The 20566-nt window shown below is 42.2% G+C and carries 16 protein-coding genes; 10 read left to right on the top strand and 6 right to left on the bottom strand.

Annotated elements, in window-relative coordinates; genetic code table 11:
* Positions 1-2: 2 nt before the first annotated feature.
* Positions 3-920, bottom strand: coding sequence for a type II secretion system protein GspC (gene gspC, locus OCU78_RS00610; protein ID WP_137373954.1), 918 nt, complete (start codon positions 918-920; stop codon positions 3-5).
* Positions 921-1227: 307 nt separating this feature from the next.
* On the opposite strand from gspC, the gene hslR reads away from it, so the two are divergent.
* The 4 genes from hslR to OCU78_RS00590 all read left to right on the top strand — a co-directional run bounded on the left by hslR (position 1228) and on the right by OCU78_RS00590 (position 6617).
* A complete protein-coding gene (gene hslR / locus OCU78_RS00605; RefSeq protein ID WP_137373953.1) occupies positions 1228-1614 on the top strand; it encodes a ribosome-associated heat shock protein Hsp15 in 387 nt (128 codons plus the stop codon).
* 18 nt (positions 1615-1632) lie between these two features.
* On the top strand, positions 1633-2511 hold the full coding sequence (gene hslO, locus OCU78_RS00600) for an Hsp33 family molecular chaperone HslO (RefSeq protein WP_137373952.1): 879 nt from the start codon (positions 1633-1635) through the stop codon (positions 2509-2511).
* 337 nt (positions 2512-2848) lie between these two features.
* On the top strand, positions 2849-4474 hold the full coding sequence (gene pckA / locus OCU78_RS00595; protein ID WP_137373951.1) for a phosphoenolpyruvate carboxykinase (ATP): 1626 nt from the start codon (positions 2849-2851) through the stop codon (positions 4472-4474).
* A gap of 145 nt (positions 4475-4619) precedes the next feature.
* Positions 4620-6617 (top strand): AsmA family protein, encoded by a 1998-nt coding sequence (locus OCU78_RS00590; RefSeq protein ID WP_137373950.1) that lies wholly within the window; start codon positions 4620-4622, stop codon positions 6615-6617.
* 119 nt (positions 6618-6736) lie between these two features.
* Here OCU78_RS00590 and OCU78_RS00585 read toward each other — a convergent pair whose 3' ends face one another.
* Genes OCU78_RS00585 through OCU78_RS00575 form a run of 3 tightly spaced genes read right to left on the bottom strand, consistent with a single transcriptional unit; the run spans position 6737 to position 9049 of the window.
* Positions 6737-7684 carry a bifunctional GNAT family N-acetyltransferase/hotdog fold thioesterase gene (locus OCU78_RS00585; RefSeq protein ID WP_137373949.1) on the bottom strand — a complete coding sequence of 316 codons (948 nt, stop codon included), beginning with the start codon at positions 7682-7684 and terminating at the stop codon, positions 6737-6739.
* Positions 7685-7701: 17 nt separating this feature from the next.
* A complete protein-coding gene (gene dtd, locus OCU78_RS00580; protein ID WP_137373948.1) occupies positions 7702-8136 on the bottom strand; it encodes a D-aminoacyl-tRNA deacylase in 435 nt (144 codons plus the stop codon).
* The gene (locus OCU78_RS00575) at positions 8108-9049 is read right to left on the bottom strand and encodes a virulence factor BrkB family protein (protein WP_137373947.1); all 942 of its coding nucleotides are present in this window, start codon (positions 9047-9049) and stop codon (positions 8108-8110) included. Before OCU78_RS00575 ends, dtd begins: the two co-directional genes overlap by 29 nt.
* 43 nt (positions 9050-9092) lie before the next feature.
* Between OCU78_RS00575 and OCU78_RS00570 the strand changes: the two genes are divergently transcribed.
* Positions 9093-9734 (top strand): DUF2959 domain-containing protein, encoded by a 642-nt coding sequence (locus tag OCU78_RS00570; RefSeq protein ID WP_137373946.1) that lies wholly within the window; start codon positions 9093-9095, stop codon positions 9732-9734.
* A 110-nt stretch (positions 9735-9844) separates the two neighbouring features.
* Here the strand turns inward: OCU78_RS00570 and OCU78_RS00565 are convergent, their stop codons facing one another.
* Positions 9845-10384: an AAA family ATPase gene (locus OCU78_RS00565; protein WP_137373945.1), complete on the bottom strand. Its 540-nt coding sequence runs from the start codon at positions 10382-10384 to the stop codon at positions 9845-9847.
* A 142-nt stretch (positions 10385-10526) separates the two neighbouring features.
* A complete protein-coding gene (typA, locus tag OCU78_RS00560) occupies positions 10527-12359 on the bottom strand; it encodes a translational GTPase TypA (protein ID WP_137373944.1) in 1833 nt (610 codons plus the stop codon).
* Between the two features lie 561 nt (positions 12360-12920).
* Here typA and glnA point away from each other — a divergent pair.
* The 5 genes from glnA to OCU78_RS00535 all read left to right on the top strand — a co-directional run bounded on the left by glnA (position 12921) and on the right by OCU78_RS00535 (position 20550).
* Positions 12921-14330, top strand: coding sequence for a glutamate--ammonia ligase (glnA, locus tag OCU78_RS00555; protein ID WP_137373943.1), 1410 nt, complete (start codon positions 12921-12923; stop codon positions 14328-14330).
* 247 nt (positions 14331-14577) lie between these two features.
* Positions 14578-15144 (top strand): DUF4124 domain-containing protein, encoded by a 567-nt coding sequence (locus OCU78_RS00550; RefSeq protein ID WP_137373942.1) that lies wholly within the window; start codon positions 14578-14580, stop codon positions 15142-15144.
* Positions 15145-15308: 164 nt separating this feature from the next.
* A complete protein-coding gene (gene glnL, locus OCU78_RS00545) occupies positions 15309-16385 on the top strand; it encodes a nitrogen regulation protein NR(II) (protein WP_240701751.1) in 1077 nt (358 codons plus the stop codon).
* A 118-nt stretch (positions 16386-16503) separates the two neighbouring features.
* Positions 16504-17904, top strand: coding sequence for a nitrogen regulation protein NR(I) (glnG, locus tag OCU78_RS00540; RefSeq protein ID WP_137373941.1), 1401 nt, complete (start codon positions 16504-16506; stop codon positions 17902-17904).
* A gap of 105 nt (positions 17905-18009) precedes the next feature.
* Positions 18010-20550 (top strand): phosphodiesterase GepA, encoded by a 2541-nt coding sequence (locus tag OCU78_RS00535; RefSeq protein WP_137373940.1) that lies wholly within the window; start codon positions 18010-18012, stop codon positions 20548-20550.
* The last annotated feature ends 16 nt before the right edge of the window (positions 20551-20566 follow it).

Below are 20566 nucleotides of genomic sequence, written 5' to 3'. Positions count from 1 at the left end.
TCTTAAAATTCAATAAATATATCATGTTGCTGACCGTCTCTTTCAACAGTAATGCTGAGCTCTGATTGTTCTTGTAATGTACGAAATACCTTGCCCATAGCGGCAGGATCTGTGAGGTCATTACCATTCAACTGAATTGCAATATCACCCGATTCGAGCCCAACAGACTTAAATAGTTCCGGCGCTTTACCAGGACTAACACGATAGCCCAGTACGTTTCCATCTCGCTTAACCTGCGATAAACGAACGTACTGAAATAGCTGCTGTGGGTCCTTAGCGATAAGTGCTTTAATTTCCGACAATTTATCAGCAGAACTTGGGTTATTTCCACGGTTAGAAGGGGCCGGCTTTGCTTTCATTTGTGTAGCTGAAAGCTTTTTATATTCACGCCCATCTAACATTAAAGTTTCATCACGACCTGAATTATCAATAATTACACGGTCAATAAGTACGGCTTTGAGTTTTGCTCTCGTACCTTCAATTTCTTCATTGATCCCGTAAGTCGCTTGCTTACCGCGATTGGCAATAACGGCAAGACTAAGATTTGGATTAGAACTCGCCACCGCCCCAACTAACACTAAGTTAAGTCGTGTTTTCGGTGCGTCAGTCACCACGGGCTGCTCAACAACGGGCGCAACTACTTGGCTGTAAGCACCAAATAGATTGCCTTTCTGTAAAGCTGAAATATCTAAAGATGCTTGCTGACGGTTCGATGAGGAGATACTGGCTTTCCAAGGTGTGACAGATTGCTCTGATGGCTGGATAAACCATACTAACTGACCTAAGATCCATGCTGTGATACCAAGTAGTATGCAGCAAGTTAGTACACTGATCTTTTGCTGGAATACTGTTCCATTCTGTAATAACCGGTTTAATGCAGGAAACCTATCAAGCCCACTACCGAGTTCTAATAACTTCACTCGTCTACAATCCTTTCAATACTCTAAGGGCCACAATGTTGTCGCTCTCAACTGACTAACCTTAGTGACAATATATAAGCCACAATGATTACAACATCATATAGTCATAGGTTTTTCGACTATACCACAAACCCCAATTTCGCAAGTGACTCAGCAGCTATTTTGCAATGAACCTTGAAAAAAATAGGTCGCGACACCACTTTAGCTTCTACGAAATGATTGCTCAGTCCCTTATCGTGATTTTACACACAACAATACTGAATAATTTATATCTACAATATTTCAATATAATGAGGCGCAGCGCCGTATGAAAACTCCTAATGAAGCTGTCAGGCTAGATAAATGGTTATGGGCAGCTCGCTTTTACAAAACTCGCTCAATTGCTCGTAATATGGTCGATGGTGGTAAAGTCCACTATAATGGTCAACGCAGTAAACCAAGCAAAATTGTCGAACTTGGGGCCGTAATTTTACTGCGTCAGGGTAATGAAGAGAAAACCGTTACGATCGAAAAAATTTCCGATCAACGACGTGGAGCTCCAGAAGCTCAAACTCTCTACGCCGAAACGCAAGAAAGCGTAGCAAAACGTGAAACATTCGCTGAGCAACGAAGGTTACACGCACAAAACCCAAGCCCTGAGCGCCGACCTGACAAAAAGCAGCGTCGCGACATCATCAAATTCAAGAGTCAATAAGCTGGAAGGAATAGCCACATGGCAAATAACGTTTTAAATCGCTACCTATTTGAAGACCTATCTGTACGCGGTGAATTGGTGCAACTGGATGAAGCATACCAAAATATCATTTCTAGCAAGGAATACCCTGTAGCGGTTCAAAAACTACTTGGTGAGCTATTAGTTTCTACGACTCTTCTTACTGCAACATTAAAGTTTGAAGGCTCAATCACAATGCAACTGCAAGGTGACGGTCCTGTTTCCCTTGCTGTGATTAATGGCGACAATGATCAAAAAATCCGTGGTGTCGCTCGTTTTGAAGGTGAGATCGCAGATGATGCTGGTCTTCACGATTTGATGGGTAAAGGTCACTTAGTGATCACTATCGATCCGAAAAAAGGCGAACGCTATCAAGGTATCGTAGGTCTTGAAGGCAATACATTAGCTGAAGTACTTGAAGGGTACTTTGCTAACTCTGAACAGCTAAAGACGCGCCTATGGCTGCGTACTGGCGAACATGAAGGTAAAGCTCACGCTGCTGGTATGCTTCTACAAATCATGCCGGATGGCACTGGCTCTCCAGATGACTTTGAACATTTAGAGCAATTAACAGATACAGTTAAAAATGAAGAGCTCTTCTCTTTAGAAGCGAATGATCTGCTTTACCGTTTATACAACCAAGAAAAGGTTCAGGTGTTTACACCACAACAAGTCGAATTTTTCTGTGGGTGTTCTCGTGAACGAAGTGGTGCTGCGATCATCACCGTTGCTCAAGAAGAGATTTACGACATCATCAGTACTGAAGGCAGTGTTGCACTTCACTGTGATTACTGTGGCACAAACTACGCGTTCGACAAAACTGATGTGGACGCTTTATATGCTCAAGCGGCAGATAAAGGCAATAATACGGTTCATTAATTTCACCCGTACAGTAAAGACGTAATTTACCCAAAAAAAGGTCTGCACTACGCAGGCCTTTTTGTGATCTAAGGTCAGTAAATACGGGACTTTAACGTAAGAAAAGCACCGCTTAATTTTAGTCAATTAATAAAGCATTTTGCTCTAGCGCAAAGGTTTGCGCACAGGATAGACTAGCTAGGCCAATATGTGACGAGACACTTAAAACCCTATGGTTGATATGGATATTTTTTGAGCTATATCCCTGTTTTCCCCCAGTCTCGTTGCTAGCATGGTGAGCAGATAACAATAAAAAATTAATAAAAAATCCCTACAAAATATCCTACAAGGAGCACCTATGACTGTTATGGAACATACAAAGGCTGCACAAATTGATCTAACTAAGCACGGACTTACTGGCGTTACTGAGGTTCTTCGCAACCCAAGCTACGAGCAGTTATTCGTTGAAGAAACACTTCCAGGTTTAGAAGGCTACGAAAAAGGTGTAGTCACAGAGCTTGGTTCTGTTGCTGTTGACACTGGTATCTTTACTGGCCGCTCACCGAAAGATAAATACATTGTAAAAGATGACACAACACGTGATACCATGTGGTGGTCAGATCAAGGCAAAAATGACAATAAAGCAATTACTACTGAAGTATGGAGCGAGCTAAAAGAATTAGTTACGACTCAACTATCTGGTAAACGCCTATTTGTAATTGACGGTTATTGTGGTGCAAACCCAGACACTCGCCTAAGTGTTCGAATTATTACTGAAGTGGCATGGCAAGCTCATTTCGTTAAAAACATGTTCATCCGCCCATCAGAAGAAGAATTAGCAACGTTTGAACCAGATTTCGTGGTAATGAATGGTGCTAAAACAACCAACCCTAACTGGGAAAAACAAGGTCTTAATTCAGAAAACTTCGTCGCATTTAACCTAACTGAGCGCGTACAAGTCATTGGCGGTACTTGGTATGGCGGTGAAATGAAGAAAGGCATGTTTGCAATGATGAACTACTTGCTACCTCTGCAAGGTATTGCATCAATGCACTGTAGTGCTAACGTCGGCGAAGAAGGCGATGTTGCGGTATTCTTCGGTCTTTCTGGTACAGGTAAAACAACACTATCAACAGATCCTAAGCGTCAACTCATTGGTGATGATGAGCACGGCTGGGATGATGACGGTATCTTCAACTTTGAAGGCGGTTGTTACGCTAAGACCATCCGCTTATCTAAAGAAGCAGAACCTGAAATCTACAATGCGATTCGTCGTGATGCTCTATTAGAAAACGTCACCGTTCGTGGCGATGGCTCTATCAACTTTGATGATGGTTCTAAAACAGAAAACACTCGTGTTTCTTACCCAATTCATCATATTGATAACATTGTTAAACCAGTATCAAAAGCGGGTCATGCTCAGAAAGTTATCTTCTTAACAGCCGATGCTTTTGGGGTTCTACCACCAGTGTCTAAACTGACACCAGAGCAAACGAAGTACCACTTCCTATCTGGCTTTACAGCGAAACTGGCAGGTACAGAGCGTGGTATCACTGAACCAACACCTACGTTCTCTGCGGCATTCGGTGCGGCATTCCTAACTCTTCACCCAACTCAGTACGCTGAAGTGCTTGTGAAGCGTATGGAAGCGGCTGGCGCTGAAGCTTACCTAGTAAATACTGGTTGGAATGGTTCTGGTAAGCGTATTTCAATTCAAGACACACGTGGCATCATTGATGCGATTCTTGATGGCTCTATTGATAATGCTGAAACGAAAGTTATCCCTATGTTTAACTTAGAGATCCCACTTTCTTTGCATGACGTTGACCCAACGATTCTGGACCCTCGTGATACCTACACTGACCCACTACAATGGGAAAGCAAAGCGAAAGATCTAGCAGAACGCTTCATCAACAACTTTGATAAGTACACTGACAACGACGAAGGTAAAGCACTGGTTGCAGCAGGTCCTCAGCTAGACTAAGCGAATAGCTAAACTGGCTTCAGACTTGTGTTAAAAGTGATATTTTTGTAGCAAGCCCCTCTTTTGAGGGGCTTTTTTGTTGCTGTAACACTTTTTTTGCTCCACTCTACTTCAAGGCTTAATGAGACTTTAAGGTATTCAAGGAATGAAAAAAGCACTGATGGCTTTTGGTATTGTTTTATCAATAATGATAGCAACCGTTGCCGCGTTGCTATTAAGCCTGCAAACCTCTTATCGTGTAGATATCGCCAACTCGATTCTTAAACAAACGGCGACTTACCCTATTACGATTGAAGACATTGCTTACAACGCCCCTTATCAGCTCTCGCTATCAGGAGTTCAACTTGGGCAAGAGAATCCCTTATATATTGATCAAATCACGCTGTGGTTAAGCTCCGATACGTTTAAAACGAGAAGCTGGATTTTCGATAGCGTACTTATCGACGGTCTTAACCTTCAACAAACTAGATCGTCACTACTATCCACTTCGGCTTTTCTTAACAAGCACAACATTCTTCTTCATCAATTAGCATTCAATAACCTCGACTTTGCCCACGAAGGTGTATCTCCAGGTGAAACCTTTAGCGCCCGAAGCCTCAACCTACAAATTACTGAGCCCACTTGGGAAAGTGAACAACAAGTTTTTCCCTACGGAAAACTGCAGCTAAGTGCTGAGCAAATTTACTGGCAAGATGAGGCCATAGACAATTTATTAATTGATGTTGACTACAAACCTAAAGACAGCACCGCTTACGGGGTATCTTTTTTATGGCGAGACGCGCAAGTTTCAGGACAAGCAGAGCAGTTTGACCAAGCTTGGTCATTAATCAACGTCACTATTGATGGATTAAGACTTAATGAGCAACAAGCCAAAAATATTCTTACGAAAGATTGGAGCCTAAGTGCTTTTAAGATCAACCATCTCAATAGCGTCGATATATTACGCAGTGATGTTCAGTGGCAAGGTGGGCACTTTGCTGGGTTTGATATTTCACTAGAAAATATCCAACTTCCATTGAAACAATGGCAACAAAATAAAGGCAGTATTTCCATTCAAGCGAATAGCTTAACTTTAAGTCAGCATATTTGGGTGGAACCGAGTGTGAAGCTAAGTTTAATGCCAAACACTATCATTGTGGATGACTTATTTACTCAATGGTTGCAAGGCAGCATTCAGCTCAGCGGAGAAATCACTCCAGATTCAATGCGTCTTAATCAACTCTCAATTCAGGGGGTTAAATGGTTTAAAGAGGAAGCTAAAAATCAAGTTTTACCTTCATTCATTAACTCTGAGTGGTTAAGTGACCTCAAAGATTTATCCATAAACGAGCTCAACATAGAGCGCAGTCAGTTTATCCAACTTGCCCAGCATCCCTATTGGCAAGTTTCCGGTTTTAATGTTGAAGGTCAGCAATTAACAATAGTAAAGAATCGCAAGCTGGGGCTATGGCAGGGGCAACTTAGAGCCAGTGCTAATAATGCCAGTTACCAAAGCATTGTGAGTTCACATCCTTTGCTCGAAATGAACAGTAATCAAGGTGTATGGCAATTAACGCGCTTCTTTGCTCCACTTGAGCGTGGATATGTGGATGCACACTCAACGTTTGATTTTTCGAAGCCAAGTCAGCCTTGGAGTCTATCTCTCACAGCTGATGGATTACCCATCACACCATTCACCAACTTGCTAGCTCTGCCATTTGAAGTCACAGGGCTTAGTGAATTTGAACTGCAAGCCAGCGGTTTAGGCGGTGATCTGTTGATGTTTAGCCACACTCTCGACGGTCAGGTAACCGGTAGCATTAGAAATGGAGAATTGGTTTTTCCTGCACATCATTCTCAAACCGATCAACCTCGAATCGAAAATGCGAATTTTGAAATTCCAGAGTTAGCAATAAACGCAGATAGGGGACGATTGGAGCTATCTCCCGCAGAGATATCAGGGAAAGATTGGAATGGAGATATAAGAGGGAAACTTGATTTGTCACAGGTACAAGAAAGTACATTATTCATGTCGTTAAGCAACGAATGTGCTCGTTATAGTGGTAAACCAAACGATATTAAATTCTCACAAGATACCCAATGCCAATCAAAAAACGCTGATCAACTAAATGCCACTCAACTAAACGCCACCCAACCAGAGTAGCGTTTATTGTTAAGATGCATGTCCTCAGTGCAAGTCAATCACGTGAGCCATAATTAGGCTTTAACCCATAATGAAAGCGTTAAGCAGTAATAACTAGAGTAATACGGTAATAAACAGCGTTATGCAGTAATGGGTTCATCGGTATTTTCTGGAACCGTCAGCACCTTCTTATAGTCAGGAAGAAGCATGTAAGTGCCCACAAAATCGACTGCCGCGACGTCGCCACTAAAAATGGTCACATGAATGATAATTCGAGCTTTACGACCAGAAGCTAAACGGTCTAAATCACCACTGATACCGTCTAGTGATGTTGAAGCCACTGGATTTTGTTCAACAGGATGTCGATAGCGAATATTACTGTCTGCTAAAACGATATCACCCGTGAGGTTGCGCTCTTTCATGAGTAACCATGTCATCCCCCACCCAGTTAATGTAGCTAAAGTGAAAGCAGAGCCTGCAAACATTGTATTATGTGGGTTCAAATTAGGGTTCAGCTGAGCACTACATTCAAATTGATAACCAGTATATTGGTTAATTTTGATTCCCATCTTATCGCTGATAGGGATTTGATGTTCCCAACGCTGCTGCAACTCATTACACCATTCAGGCTTTCTCAATACATCTGCCATTGGGTCTAAATGCTTCACCATTTGCTGGTGACGAACAGGACCACGCTGGTCATTAATCTCACCTCGGCGCTCAAAGCTATTTTTCTCATAAAATGAGATGGCATCTTCACGGGCGTTACATACTAAGCGTTTAGCGCCTTCTTGCCTCGCTAATGACTCCAAAGCAACCAAGATCAATGAACCCATACCTTTACTGCGACGGGAATTTTTTACCGCCATATAGCGGATTTGGCCTTCAGAATCAGACGTTATGTATAAGCGACCAATCGCCATTGGTCGGCCTCGACCATCAACAATCATTCGATGGTGGCTCATGGGATCATACTCATCACGTTCCGATCCAACTGGCATACGCCAAGGCTCTCGGAGCATTTGCCATCTAAAGTGGTAATACTTGTTGAGTTGATTTTCAGTTGTCGGAGTAATGAGTTTAAACATGCTTGTCCTTTTTAAGCCTAAACTTGTAGCCAGAATGTCACCGGTCCATCATTGACGAGCGACACTTTCATATCCGCCGCAAATTGACCGCGCTCTGTGGGCAGTACTAACTCGCATTGTTCAGAAAAATAGTCATAAAGACGTTCAGCTTCACTAGGGTGAGCACCACGAGAAAAGCCCGCACGCGTCCCTTTTTTAGTATCCGCAGGTAACGTAAATTGTGATACCACGAGTACCTTACCATTAACTTGTTGAACATTAAGGTTCATCTTACCTGCTTCATCCTCAAAGACGCGGTAAGTTGTCACACGTTCTACTAGACGTTTAGCTTTTGCTTCATCATCATCACGCTCAACACCTAATAATACCAATAGACCTTGGTCTATTTCGCCAACAACCTCACCATTTACTCGAACGGCGGCTTCACTCACTCTTTGGATCAGTGCTATCACTCGGATTCCCTTTTACTACAACGGTAGAATTATCAAGAGAGTGTACCATTTCTTGATTCTCTCTCCACTGTTCCTGCTCCCCTAGCGCAGCCGTCACTTCGGCACCAACCAAAACAATTAACCAGCATAAATATACCCAAACAAATAAGATTGGAATTGCCGCGAGTGCACCATAGATCAATTGATAAGAAGGGAACTGAGTAATGTAAGCAGCAAAACCCTTTTTACTGAGTTCGAATAGAATAGCGGCAACAAGAGAACCAATGACCGCATGAGAAAAATGTACTTTTTTGTTCGGCACTAGTAAGTACAACCCAACAAATGCACAGAATGACAAAATAAAAGGTAATTTACGTAATAAGGTATGGTAGATCCCAGACACAGCTTCATGCTGTATCACATTTAAAGACGTAATATACGAGGTTGCCGCAATACTGGCACCAACCAAGATAGGACCAAGAGTCAACACCATCCAATACATAGAGAATGACAAGACAGCACGTCTTTTGTCTGTCACTCGCCAGATATAGTTCAGGTTTTTATCTATATTGGATATCAACATCAATGCAGCAACAAACAAGAAAGCACTACCAACTGCCGTCATCTTGCCGGTATTTGCAACGAAATCTAACAATGCACCGTGAACAGCGTCTCCGGCGGCTGGCACAAAGTTATTAATAATAAAGCTCTGTAGCACTATACCGACATCAGAGAAAACAGAAAATGAAGACAAAATAGACAATAAAACCGTCAGCATAGGGACAATTGATAGCAAGGTTATATAAGCCAAATAACCGGCATTCACATTTACTCTGTCGTGTTTCATTCGCACAAGTAAATAACGAAAAAACATCATCACGAGTGCCATTCCCTTTGCAATCTTCAACTTGTAACTCCTTTGTAACTCGTTCATAGTTCTAAGTAATACTTCCGCTATTTACCAATAGGAATCAAGGATGCCTTATTTACTCGTCATTATGCTATCTATTTTTACATTGACTGGATGTCAATCGGCATATTATTCAGCGATGGAGCAAGTCGGTTACCACAAGCGTGACATCATGGTTGATCGGGTAGAAGACGCTAAAGAGTCTCAACAAGATGCTCAAGAGGAATTTACCAGCGCCTTAGAAGCCCTCACTGCATTAACAAAGTTTAATGGTGGTGAACTGGAAGGCATGTATAACCAAGTCAATGATAAATACCAAAACAGCGAAAAAGCCGCTCAAAATGTCAGTGACCGAATTGCAGCGATAGAAGATGTATCAGACGCATTATTTGATGAATGGCAAGCTGAATTAGAACTCTACACAAGCAGTTCACTTCGCCGTTCCAGCGAGCAAAAGTTACGAGAAACTAAAGCCTCATACAAAACCATGCTTTCAGCAATGAAACGAGCTGAAAAGAAAATGGACCCAGTACTGAACACACTAAGAGACAATACTTTGTATTTAAAACATAACCTTAATGCTAGTGCGGTAGGTTCTTTACAAGGTGAGTTCATGAGCTTAGAGAAAGACATTGCTTATGCGATCAAGCAAATGAATACCGCGATTGCCGAGTCAGATAAGTTTTTAGAGCGACTCAATACTCAATAAAATTAAGCTCAGCCATATTGAACTAAATAACATTTTAAAAGACAGCTCTATACTCTTCATAGGGTTGTCTTTTCCAAAAGCTATAACCCCCACTCTATGTTATCTCACGCCTAAACTTTCTCTGTTTGTAAGTTAAGATACTGCTCAACAAAACTCACTCGTTCAGCTACGTTTCCCCATGGCACATCGACCACTTCAAAACCCACCTCTTGATACGCCTCAATTAAAGCTTGGTGAATTTCTAATGCTCCATCAAATGGATAGGGACGAACATCATCTTGAACATACACAGATACTTCAGGTCGGCAGAAAAAGACTTGGCTATGATAACCTTGGCACTCTTCAATATAACTCGCCGGAATAGTCAGATTCTGTTGCTTTAAATACCCGAAAATATCTGGGATAGCACGGTCTAAAAATACAGTATCAACGTGGCCCGATTGTCTCTTTTGCTGCCTCATATAAATAAAACATAACTCAGCAAAAGCCTTCATATTAGCCCATGGAAGAATGCCATGACCTAGCTGACTTTGCTCTTCAATGAGAACACGAGAAACCTCTGGATACGTAGTATAACCAGCACTTGAAAGTGCATTAATCAGCGTCGTTTTCCCAGCGCCTGGTCCACCTGTGATGATAATCGGCAGCATGGTTTTCCATTATGGTTGTTTGTTATAAAAACAGTGCAGTATGTAGGCAGAAGAAGTAAGCCTATAAAACAAAACCCCGAGCAGCCAAGCTACTCGGGGTTTCTTATTCTAAAATAACCTAACGGTTACATTAGCAAATTAATTAAGCTTTAGCAGGACGTGCTGCACGCTTACGTTCGTTTTCAGTAAGAAGCTTCTTACGGATACGTACGTTAAGTGGCGTTACTTCAACTAGCTCATCTTCATCGATAAACTCAAGAGCTTGCTCTAGAGTGTGTTTGATCGGTGGAGAAAGAACTTGTGCTTCATCAGTACCAGATGCACGAACGTTCGTTAGCTGTTTACCTTTCAGACAGTTTACTGTCAGGTCGTTTGAACGGTTATGAATACCGATTACTTGACCTTCATAAACTTCATCCGCGTGCTCTGCAAATAGGCGACCACGAGCTTGAAGGAAGAACAATGCGTAAGTCAATGCTTTACCAGTTGCGTTCGAAACTAGAACACCGTTGTTACGCTGACCAATGATACCGCCCTTGTAAGGACCGTAGTGATCGTATGAGTGGTAGATAAGACCAGAACCAGACGTCATTGTAAGGAATTCAGTTTGGAAGCCGATAAGACCACGAGAAGGCATCATGAAGTCCATGCGAACACGGCCTTTACCATCTGGAGCCATATCTGTTAGCTCACCCTTACGAAGACCGATGCTTTCCATGATTGCACCTTGGTGCTCTTCAAGTACATCGATAGTAACCGTTTCGAACGGTTCCATCTTCTGACCATCTTCTTCTTTGATGATTACTTCTGGACGAGATACAGCTAGCTCGAAACCTTCACGGCGCATGTTTTCGATCAGGATAGATAGGTGAAGTTCACCACGACCAGATACACGGAAACGGTCTGGACTATCAGTTTCTTCAACACGCAGTGCAACGTTGTGTACTAGTTCTTTTTCTAGACGCTCAAGAATGTTACGTGAAGTAACGAACTTACCTTCTTTACCAGCGAATGGAGAAGTGTTTACTTGGAATGTCATTGTTACTGTTGGTTCATCAACAGACAGTGCTTCCATCGCTTCAACATTGTTTACGTCACAGATAGTATCTGAAATTTTCAGCTCACCAAGACCTGTGATTGCAATGATGTCACCAGCATTTGCTACTTCAACTTCGTGGCGGTCAAGACCTAGGTAACCAAGAACTGTACCTACTTTACCGTTACGCTTTTTACCTTCAGCATTAACAATCGTTACTTGCTGGTTTGGTTTAACACTACCGCGAGTTACACGACATACGCCGATAACACCAACGTAAGAGCTGTAATCTAGTTGAGAAACTTGCATTTGTAGTGACCCATCAAGGTCAACTGCAGGCGCTTCAACTGTATCAACAACAGCTTGGAATAGTGGTTCCATGTTCTCGCCAGTAACACCTTCTTCCATTGTTGCCCAGCCATTAAGAGCTGATGCGTACACAGTAGTGAAGTCTAGTTGCTCATCTGTAGCACCTAGGTTATCAAACAGGTCAAAGATTTGATCCATAACCCAATCAGGACGAGCGCCTGGGCGGTCAATCTTGTTGATTACAACGATTGGCTTAAGACCGTGTGCGAATGCTTTTTGCGTTACGAAACGAGTTTGAGGCATTGGGCCATCAACTGCGTCAACGATAAGCAGAACAGAGTCAACCATAGACATGATACGTTCAACTTCACCACCGAAGTCCGCGTGTCCCGGAGTATCTACGATGTTGATACGGTAATCATTCCAGTTAATTGCTGTGTTCTTAGCAAGGATTGTAATGCCACGCTCTTTTTCGATGTCATTCGAATCCATGACACGCTCTTCAGCTTCACCACGAGACTCAAGAGTGCCTGACTGTTGTAGCAGTTTATCAACCAAAGTCGTTTTACCGTGGTCAACGTGCGCGATGATCGCGATATTTCTTAACTTATCAATCTGTGGAGTAGACATGGATTCTCGATTCACTCATAAAAGTAGCCGCATATAACCTCTGAAAATAGAGGAAATGCCACTAGCTTGATTTAAAAAACGGTCAATAATATACCAGATTTTAGACAAAACCCCAGAAATATGTGATCTGATACAAACGTTTTTTTATTTTTTTGATTCGCCTTGTTTTAAGTTCAACCATTTACTGGTTTTAACCTCTAATAATTTTGAACATTATTCTCTAAATCACACCATTAAAAAATGAATGCCTCGTGAAATGAAAAAAGTGGATTGACAATAAGTGCAATTCATTGCTGAATGGTATCGGGTTTGTGGTTCACATTGGTGCAAAACAACCAATTAGCACCAACTTGGTGCAAGCGCAGATCATTTTGGTGCACAGAAAGTGCAATCACACGTACCAAATCAAGTAACACATTGAAATTAATGGAATAATTTTTTTGGCATGATTTTGGCTTTAATGAATTCAGCATCGATTAATGCAAATGACAGACATTAATCAATGCTGGTTTCATCCGAATCTAGCTAATACCGATTTAATAACACTGGAGGTTATCCAAGATGTCAGTAGAAAATGTACTATCGCTGATCCAAGAAAACGAAGTTAAATTTATCGACTTACGTTTTACCGATACAAAAGGTAAAGAGCAGCATATTTCTATCCCTTCTCACCAACTAGACGCAGACTTCTTTGAAGAAGGCAAAATGTTTGACGGCTCTTCTGTAGCTGGCTGGAAAGGTATCAACGAATCTGACATGGTAATGATGCCTGACGCATCATCTGCCGTTCTTGACCCGTTCACAGAAGACGCAACGCTAAATGTTCGTTGTGACATTCTTGAGCCTGCAACAATGCAAGGCTACGACCGTGACCCACGCTCAATCGCTAAACGTTCTGAAGAATACCTACGCTCAACTGGTATTGCAGATACAGTTCTAGTTGGTCCTGAGCCAGAATTCTTCCTATTTGATGATGTTAAATTCTCAAATGACATGTCTGGTTCTTTCTTCAAAATTGATGACGTAGAAGCAGCTTGGAACACAGGTTCTGACATCGAAGGCGGTAACAAAGGTCACCGTCCTGGCGTTAAAGGCGGTTACTTCCCAGTAGCTCCTGTAGATTCTTCTCAAGACATCCGTTCTGCAATGTGTCTAGTAATGGAAGAGATGGGTCTAGTTGTTGAAGCTCACCACCACGAAGTAGCAACTGCGGGTCAAAACGAAATCGCAACTCGCTTCAACACGCTAACAACAAAAGCTGATGAGACTCAAATCTACAAGTACGTTGTACACAACGTTGCTCACGCATTTGGTAAAACAGCGACATTCATGCCTAAACCACTAGTTGGTGACAATGGTTCAGGTATGCACGTTCACATGTCTTTAAATAAAGATGGCGTTAACCTGTTTGCTGGTGATAAATACGGCGGCCTATCTGAAATGGCACTGTTCTACATCGGCGGTATCATCAAGCACGCCCGCGCAATCAACGCATTTGCTAACCCAGCAACAAACTCATACAAGCGTCTTGTTCCTGGTTTCGAAGCTCCGGTAATGCTTGCTTACTCAGCACGTAACCGTTCTGCTTCTATCCGTATTCCAGTAGTACCAACTCCGAAAGCACGTCGTATCGAGCTACGTTTTGGTGACCCTGCAGCTAACCCTTACCTTGCATACTCTGCAATGCTAATGGCTGGTCTTGACGGCATTAAGAACAAGATTCACCCAGGCGAAGCTATGGATAAAGATCTATACGACCTTCCAGCAGAAGAAGCAGCTGAAATCCCAACAGTAGCTGAATCTCTACAAGAAGCTCTAGCAGCTCTTAACGAAGACCGTGAGTTCCTAACAGCTGGCGGCGTATTCTCTGACGATTTCATTGATTCTTACATCACTCTGAAATCAGACGACGTACAACGTGTGAACATGGCTACACACCCACTTGAATTTGAACTGTACTACTCAGTTTAATTTGATTGTCGGTATTGCATAGCCTCGATTTAGTCAGGTAATGCAAAATGTAACGTAGTTACAATTTATTAGGCTCGCCTCGCAGGCGGGCCTTTTTTATACTTAAAATCCTGATTCTTCTCGTAATATATTGTCGGCAACAGCTCATTATCGGCAAAAGATTAAGCTGCCAACACAAAAATAAAAACAATACAAATCCAATACGTAAACAACCTTACTAAGTGCTGAATCCAGAAGGTAGAGAAGAATGAAACAGATCCTAATATTACTTGGACTAGCCTTCGCTATTCCTACAATACATGTTACGACCTTAGCTCATGCACAAACTGTGTATACATGGGAAGATGAAAACGGTGTGCTTCATTTCAGTGATTCACCAATACAAAGCGCTAAGCAAATTACTCTACCTCAATTAGAAGCATCAGCCCCTGCCCCAAAATTTGAGTCATCCACTCCCGTCGATCCCCCTAAAATGGACGCACAGAAAAAGCCGCCTAAAAAGAAAGATAAACCAAAAAAAGATCTAGAACTCATGCTCACTATGCTTTCTCCTCAGCATGATGAAACCATTCGTAGTAACCGTGGAAACCTTACGATACAGATAGAGTTAAACCGTAAGTTGGGGATAGGTGAACAATTGCAACTAATACTCGATGGTCGTCGATATGGCGCTCCACAGACCCAAGCAATATGGCAATTAAAAAATATTGATCGAGGCACTCATACCTTATCAATTCAAGCACATAGAAGCGGCAAGCTTATTGCATCTACTAGTCCTGTCACTGTGTTTTTACACAGAGCGACAATCAAGTAGGTCAATCGGTTTAAAAAGGGAATAAACAAGTACATATTCCCTTCTTTTCCTCAATAATCAGCCTCTATTATGAATTATCTTTAGCTTCTGATTGATATGCGCCATACTTGAATTTACCACGCACCAACTTGGTGCAAGGATAAAGCCAGTTCAAGGATGCGACAGTGAACCGTTCAATTCAAAGCGACAGCATAGATACCCATCAGCTTTCTAACGCCATTCTCGATAATATGGTCACGGCCATTTTATTACTCGATGAGCAACTGTTCATTCGTCATGCTAATCCTGCAGCTGAGCAGCTTTTTTCTCAAAGTGCTAAACGTATTGTTGATCATCCTCTCACCCAGCTTATTCAGCATGCTTCATTGGATTTAGCCTTGCTCACTCAACCCCTACAAAGCGGTCAAAGTATTACTGATAGTGACGTTACATTCGTTGTCGATGGTCGCCCTCTTATGTTGGAAGTGACAGTAAGCCCAATATCTTGGAACCGTGAGACACTGCTGCTAGTCGAGATGCGTAAGATTGATCAGCAAAGACGTTTAAGCCAAGAACTGAACCAACATGCGCAGCAGCAAGCCGCTAAATTATTAGTTCGGGGATTAGCACATGAAATAAAGAACCCTTTAGGTGGGTTAAGAGGTGCGGCTCAGTTACTTGGAAAAATGCTGCCAGAACCATCCTTAAATGAATATACGCAAATCATTATCGAACAAGCTGACCGCCTGAGAATGCTCGTTGACCGGCTACTTGGTCCACAAAAACCAGGTAAAAAATCAGAAGAAAATCTTCACCAAATACTAGAAAAAGTTCGTCAGTTAGTTGAGCTTGAGGCGGGACCAGCCCTCACAATTGAACGAGATTACGACCCGAGCTTACCCACTTTTCTGATGGATCCAGCTCAAGTAGAGCAAGCCATGCTAAATATTGTTAGCAATGCCGCACAAATTTTGTCCAAGCAAGAACGGGCTAGAATCACCATTCGCACCAGAACGGTGCATCAAGCCAATATTCATGGGAAACGTTACAAGCTCGCGGCACGTGTCGAAATCAATGATAACGGCCCAGGAATTCCATCAGAGCTGCAAGACACCTTGTTCTACCCGATGGTCAGTGGCAGAGAAGGTGGTACGGGATTAGGGTTATCCATATCTCAAAACTTAATCGATCAACACCAAGGAAAAATCGACGTAGAGAGCTGGCCGGGTAATACAACTTTTACTATCTATTTCCCAATATGAGCTTCATAAGCTCGCGAAACGACAAGTTCACGGGCAAGTAAAATTGAAGATATAAAAACAACAACGCATAAAAAATATAAATTCGCACATTAAGCAGTTGCCGCAAAGGAATCACATTATGAGTAAAGGGTATGTTTGGGTGGTTGATGACGACAGTTCAATTCGTTGGGTTGTAGAAAAAACACTGTCATCCGCCAATATAAAATGCGAAACATTTGCTGATGCAGAAAGTGTGTTGCTAGCACTTGAGCGTGAAGCACCAGATGTACTCGTGTCCGACATTCGCATGCCAGGAATGGATGGTATTGAGTTACTTAACCAAGTTCATCAAAAATCCCCAGACCTCCCAGTCATTATCATGACTGCGCACTCCGATCTCGACGCTGCAGTGAATGCTTACCAAAAAGGGGCATTCGAATATTTACCTAAGCCTTTTGATATTGACGAAACCTTAACACTTGTTGAGCGTGCAATCGCACACAGTCATGAGCAAAAACGCGACCAAGCGAATGAGATCACCGACAGCAATCCACCTGAAATTATTGGTGAAGCACCTGCGATGCAAGAGGTGTTTCGTGCTATTGGTCGTTTATCACGATCCTCTATCTCTGTTCTAATTAATGGTGAATCAGGTACAGGTAAAGAATTGGTTGCTCATGCTTTACATAGGCATAGCCCTAGAGCCAAGAAGCCATTTATTGCACTTAATATGGCTGCCATCCCTAAAGACTTAATCGAATCCGAGCTATTTGGTCATGAAAAAGGCGCTTTTACAGGCGCAAATAGCGTTCGCCAAGGCCGGTTTGAGCAAGCAAACGGCGGCACGCTTTTTCTTGATGAGATAGGAGATATGCCTCTCGATATCCAAACAAGGCTATTAAGGGTCCTATCTGATGGCCAGTTCTATCGAGTAGGGGGTCACTCAGCCATAAAAGTAGATGTACGTATCGTGGCAGCTACCCACCAAGATCTTGAGCGATTAGTGAATGAAGGTGACTTCCGAGAAGATTTATTCCACCGACTGAATGTCATTCGAATCCATATTCCCGCACTGAGGGAACGTAAACAAGACATTGAGAAGTTGACTCAACATTTTCTTGTGCTTGCGGCTGAAGAGCTAGCCGTCGAAGTGAAAACGTTGCATAAAGATACAGTTGCAACGTTAAACAAACTAACTTGGCCCGGAAATGTGCGTCAACTTGAAAATATATGTCGTTGGTTAACTGTAATGGCAAGCGGTAGTGAGATTTTACCTTCCGACCTTCCAACAGAATTACTCGAAGAGAAAAAAAACATTTCCAGTCAAGGCACTGAAAACTGGCAAGAAAAATTAGGTGATTGGGCAAAGTGTGCGCTTGCTTCAGGAGAAAAAGAAATACTTTCTTATGCGCTTCCTGAATTTGAACGTATACTTTTAGAAGCAGCCCTAGATCATACAAATGGTCACAAGCAAGACGCAGCGAAAGTTTTAGGCTGGGGCAGAAACACCTTAACTCGAAAATTAAAAGAGCTTTATTAGTTCGACCACCCCTAGCGAAGTAGCTAAATTTTAATCAAAAATAGTTCGCTAGGGAGACTTTGAGTGGGTACAATTACAGTACAACATACATAGTTATAGCCAAACATGTCCATAAAAGCACAAATTACATTAAGAACTGCCGTTGTTCTGCCTTTCGTGATGATTTTTCTCTTCACTATTGGTGTAATTGTGTTCGCTCAAAAGCAAAACTATGAAGAAATGGTGACTGACATTAGCGCTAGGCAGCTCACGTCATTAACTGAAAACGTAAACAAAAGCTTAACGGTTTTTCTCCAAGAACCCTTTAACGCAGCACTGGCACTAAGCCATACCATTGGCTATCACGGCTTATATAAGCCCGGTGAAACCGAAGATATTCAACACTACATGTTTGAAAGCTTTTCAAACTTGTACAGTTCAATACCACAACTTGACGTATTAGGTTTTGGTTCTGAGGATACCAATTATGTAGGTTTTCGAAAGGAATCTAATAATGGGTATACCCTAATGATTCAAGATGACCGTACAGAAGATAAGCTCGTTATTTATAGAGGAAGTCAGCTTAGCAGCGACATTCGCTCTGTTATATCCGGTTATGACCCGAGAATTCGCCCTTGGTATGCTCCGGTTGCGGCATCCAAGAAACCACTTTGGTCATCCATTTACGCCAATGCTGATGAAAGACAAGAGATCACCTTATCTGCACTTTCCCCTATCTTCGATAATCAATCCTTTATCGGCGTATTTGTCGCAGATATTAAGATCGATACTTTTAACTACTTCCTAAAAAGCATCAAAGATAAAACTGATACTTCCGTATACATTATTGATAAAGAACAGCGCCTAGTCGCTCACTCAAGCGGTGGCAGTGTGCTTTCTTGGGGTACGGACAAAACGGAAAAAGGGGTTCGATTACTAGCCACTGAAAGTTCCAACCCAATCATCAGTGAAAGTGCAAGCTATGTTGAACAGCTTAATCTAACAGCAAACAAAAACGCACAGCGCTTTAGCTTCAAGCTCAATGGTGAGCGCTACTTCAACCAAATAACGCCTTATGAAGACGAATATGGAATCACTTGGTTCATTGGCATGTCTATTCCTGAATCAGACCTACTCGGCGATTTACCGGAAAACCAACGTAATAGCTGGATAATTGGGTTAATTGTTAGCTTAATTGGCATCGCACTTGGATTAGTCACTTTCAATCACATAACACGACCAATCACTTCAACAGCCGCAGCAGCTAAGCACCTTGCTAAAGGTGATTGGGAAAGCAATATGCCGCAGCCAGGGCATATCTATGAAACCAGTATGCTAGTGTACGCTTTTACAGAAATGGCAAACAATTTGAAAGCGTCATTTAATGCTCTTCAGTCCCAGTTAACCTATGACTCCCTGACTAATTTATACAGTAGAGAAGGGTTCATTGACGCTTACAATAAGCTAGAAGATAAGAGTTGTGGCAGCCTCTATCTAATCGGGATTGACCGATTTAGAGATATCAATGACAGTTTGGGGCACTATAACGGTGATCAACTACTAATTATTGCAGCGTCTCGATTAAGAACCACATTATCGGAAGAGTACTTACTCGCACGAACGGGTGGTGATGAGTTTGCTATCTATGCGCCGGCAATAACTCAGAAAGACGACATCAGCTTACTTTCGCACCGATTAGTGCAAACTTTTGCTTCTCATTTCAGTATGGAGGCTGAAAATGTTGTAGTGAATGTCTCTATTGGTGTGGTGAAATTCACTGAACAAAATGACATGACGCTCGGGTTACGTAATAGCAGTATTGCATTAAGTAATGCCAAACAAGATAAAACACGCATCAGTATTTATAGCTCTGAAATGGGTGAGGCTTCACGCCACCGTACTACTATGCTGGCTCGTATTAATACTGCAATTGAACGCCAACAATTCGAACCTTTCTATCAGCCTATTATTGATTTAGAAACAGGAGCAACAGTTGGAGCTGAAGCTTTAGCGCGTTGGATTAGCGATAAAGGCATAATTTCACCGTTGGAATTCATCCCATTAGCGGAAGAAAGCGGCTTAATTAGCGATATTGGGCACCAAATCTTACACAAAGCATGCCGTGATACCGCCAGCGCGATTGAATCAGGAAAATGGGACCTGGATTTCACAATCCACGTGAACCTATCTGTTGACCAACTGATTCAGAAAAACTTCATCCAAGATGTGAAAAATACTCTTCAGTCCACACGACTACCTGCAAGAAACCTGACACTAGAAATAACGGAATCACGTATCGTCGACAATAATCCAATCATCATTGAAAACATGCTCGCATTGAAGTCATTAGGTATTTCCATTGCCATTGATGATTTTGGTACCGGTTACTCTTCTTTGGCTTACTTGCACAAGCTTCCTTTTGACTGCTTAAAGATAGACCGCAGCTTTGTCAGTAAATTAGAAAAAGAAAATCTCGACAGCTCTATCGTTGCTGCCATTGTAAATATCACAAAAGGCTTTAAAGCGAACCTGGTAGCTGAAGGAGTGGAGACACCATTACAAGCGGAGCTGTTATCCCAATTAGGCTGCCCTCAAGCGCAAGGCTTCCTATACAGCCGCCCTGTCCCCTTCAATGAGTGGCCAACAGATTTGGTGAACATGAAGTAGAAAACAGCGAATTTCG

Source organism: Vibrio gallaecicus (assembly GCF_024347495.1).
GTDB lineage: Bacteria > Pseudomonadota > Gammaproteobacteria > Enterobacterales > Vibrionaceae > Vibrio > Vibrio gallaecicus.
This window is presented reverse-complemented; position numbering and strand designations above follow the sequence as displayed.

Excerpts from the sequence above, each read along its gene's own strand:
- hslR (WP_137373953.1), top strand. The coding sequence starts at position 1,228 with ATGAAAACTCCTAATGAAGCTGTCAGGCTAGATAAATGGTTATGGGCA.
- hslO (WP_137373952.1), top strand. The coding sequence starts at position 1,633 with ATGGCAAATAACGTTTTAAATCGCTACCTATTTGAAGACCTATCTGTA.
- pckA (WP_137373951.1), top strand. The coding sequence starts at position 2,849 with ATGACTGTTATGGAACATACAAAGGCTGCACAAATTGATCTAACTAAG.
- OCU78_RS00590 (WP_137373950.1), top strand. The coding sequence starts at position 4,620 with ATGAAAAAAGCACTGATGGCTTTTGGTATTGTTTTATCAATAATGATA.
- OCU78_RS00585 (WP_137373949.1), bottom strand. The coding sequence starts at position 7,684 with ATGTTTAAACTCATTACTCCGACAACTGAAAATCAACTCAACAAGTAT.
- OCU78_RS00575 (WP_137373947.1), bottom strand. The coding sequence starts at position 9,049 with ATGAACGAGTTACAAAGGAGTTACAAGTTGAAGATTGCAAAGGGAATG.
- OCU78_RS00570 (WP_137373946.1), top strand. The coding sequence starts at position 9,093 with ATGCCTTATTTACTCGTCATTATGCTATCTATTTTTACATTGACTGGA.
- OCU78_RS00565 (WP_137373945.1), bottom strand. The coding sequence starts at position 10,384 with ATGCTGCCGATTATCATCACAGGTGGACCAGGCGCTGGGAAAACGACG.
- typA (WP_137373944.1), bottom strand. The coding sequence starts at position 12,359 with ATGTCTACTCCACAGATTGATAAGTTAAGAAATATCGCGATCATCGCG.
- glnA (WP_137373943.1), top strand. The coding sequence starts at position 12,921 with ATGTCAGTAGAAAATGTACTATCGCTGATCCAAGAAAACGAAGTTAAA.
- OCU78_RS00550 (WP_137373942.1), top strand. The coding sequence starts at position 14,578 with ATGAAACAGATCCTAATATTACTTGGACTAGCCTTCGCTATTCCTACA.
- glnG (WP_137373941.1), top strand. The coding sequence starts at position 16,504 with ATGAGTAAAGGGTATGTTTGGGTGGTTGATGACGACAGTTCAATTCGT.
- OCU78_RS00535 (WP_137373940.1), top strand. The coding sequence starts at position 18,010 with ATGTCCATAAAAGCACAAATTACATTAAGAACTGCCGTTGTTCTGCCT.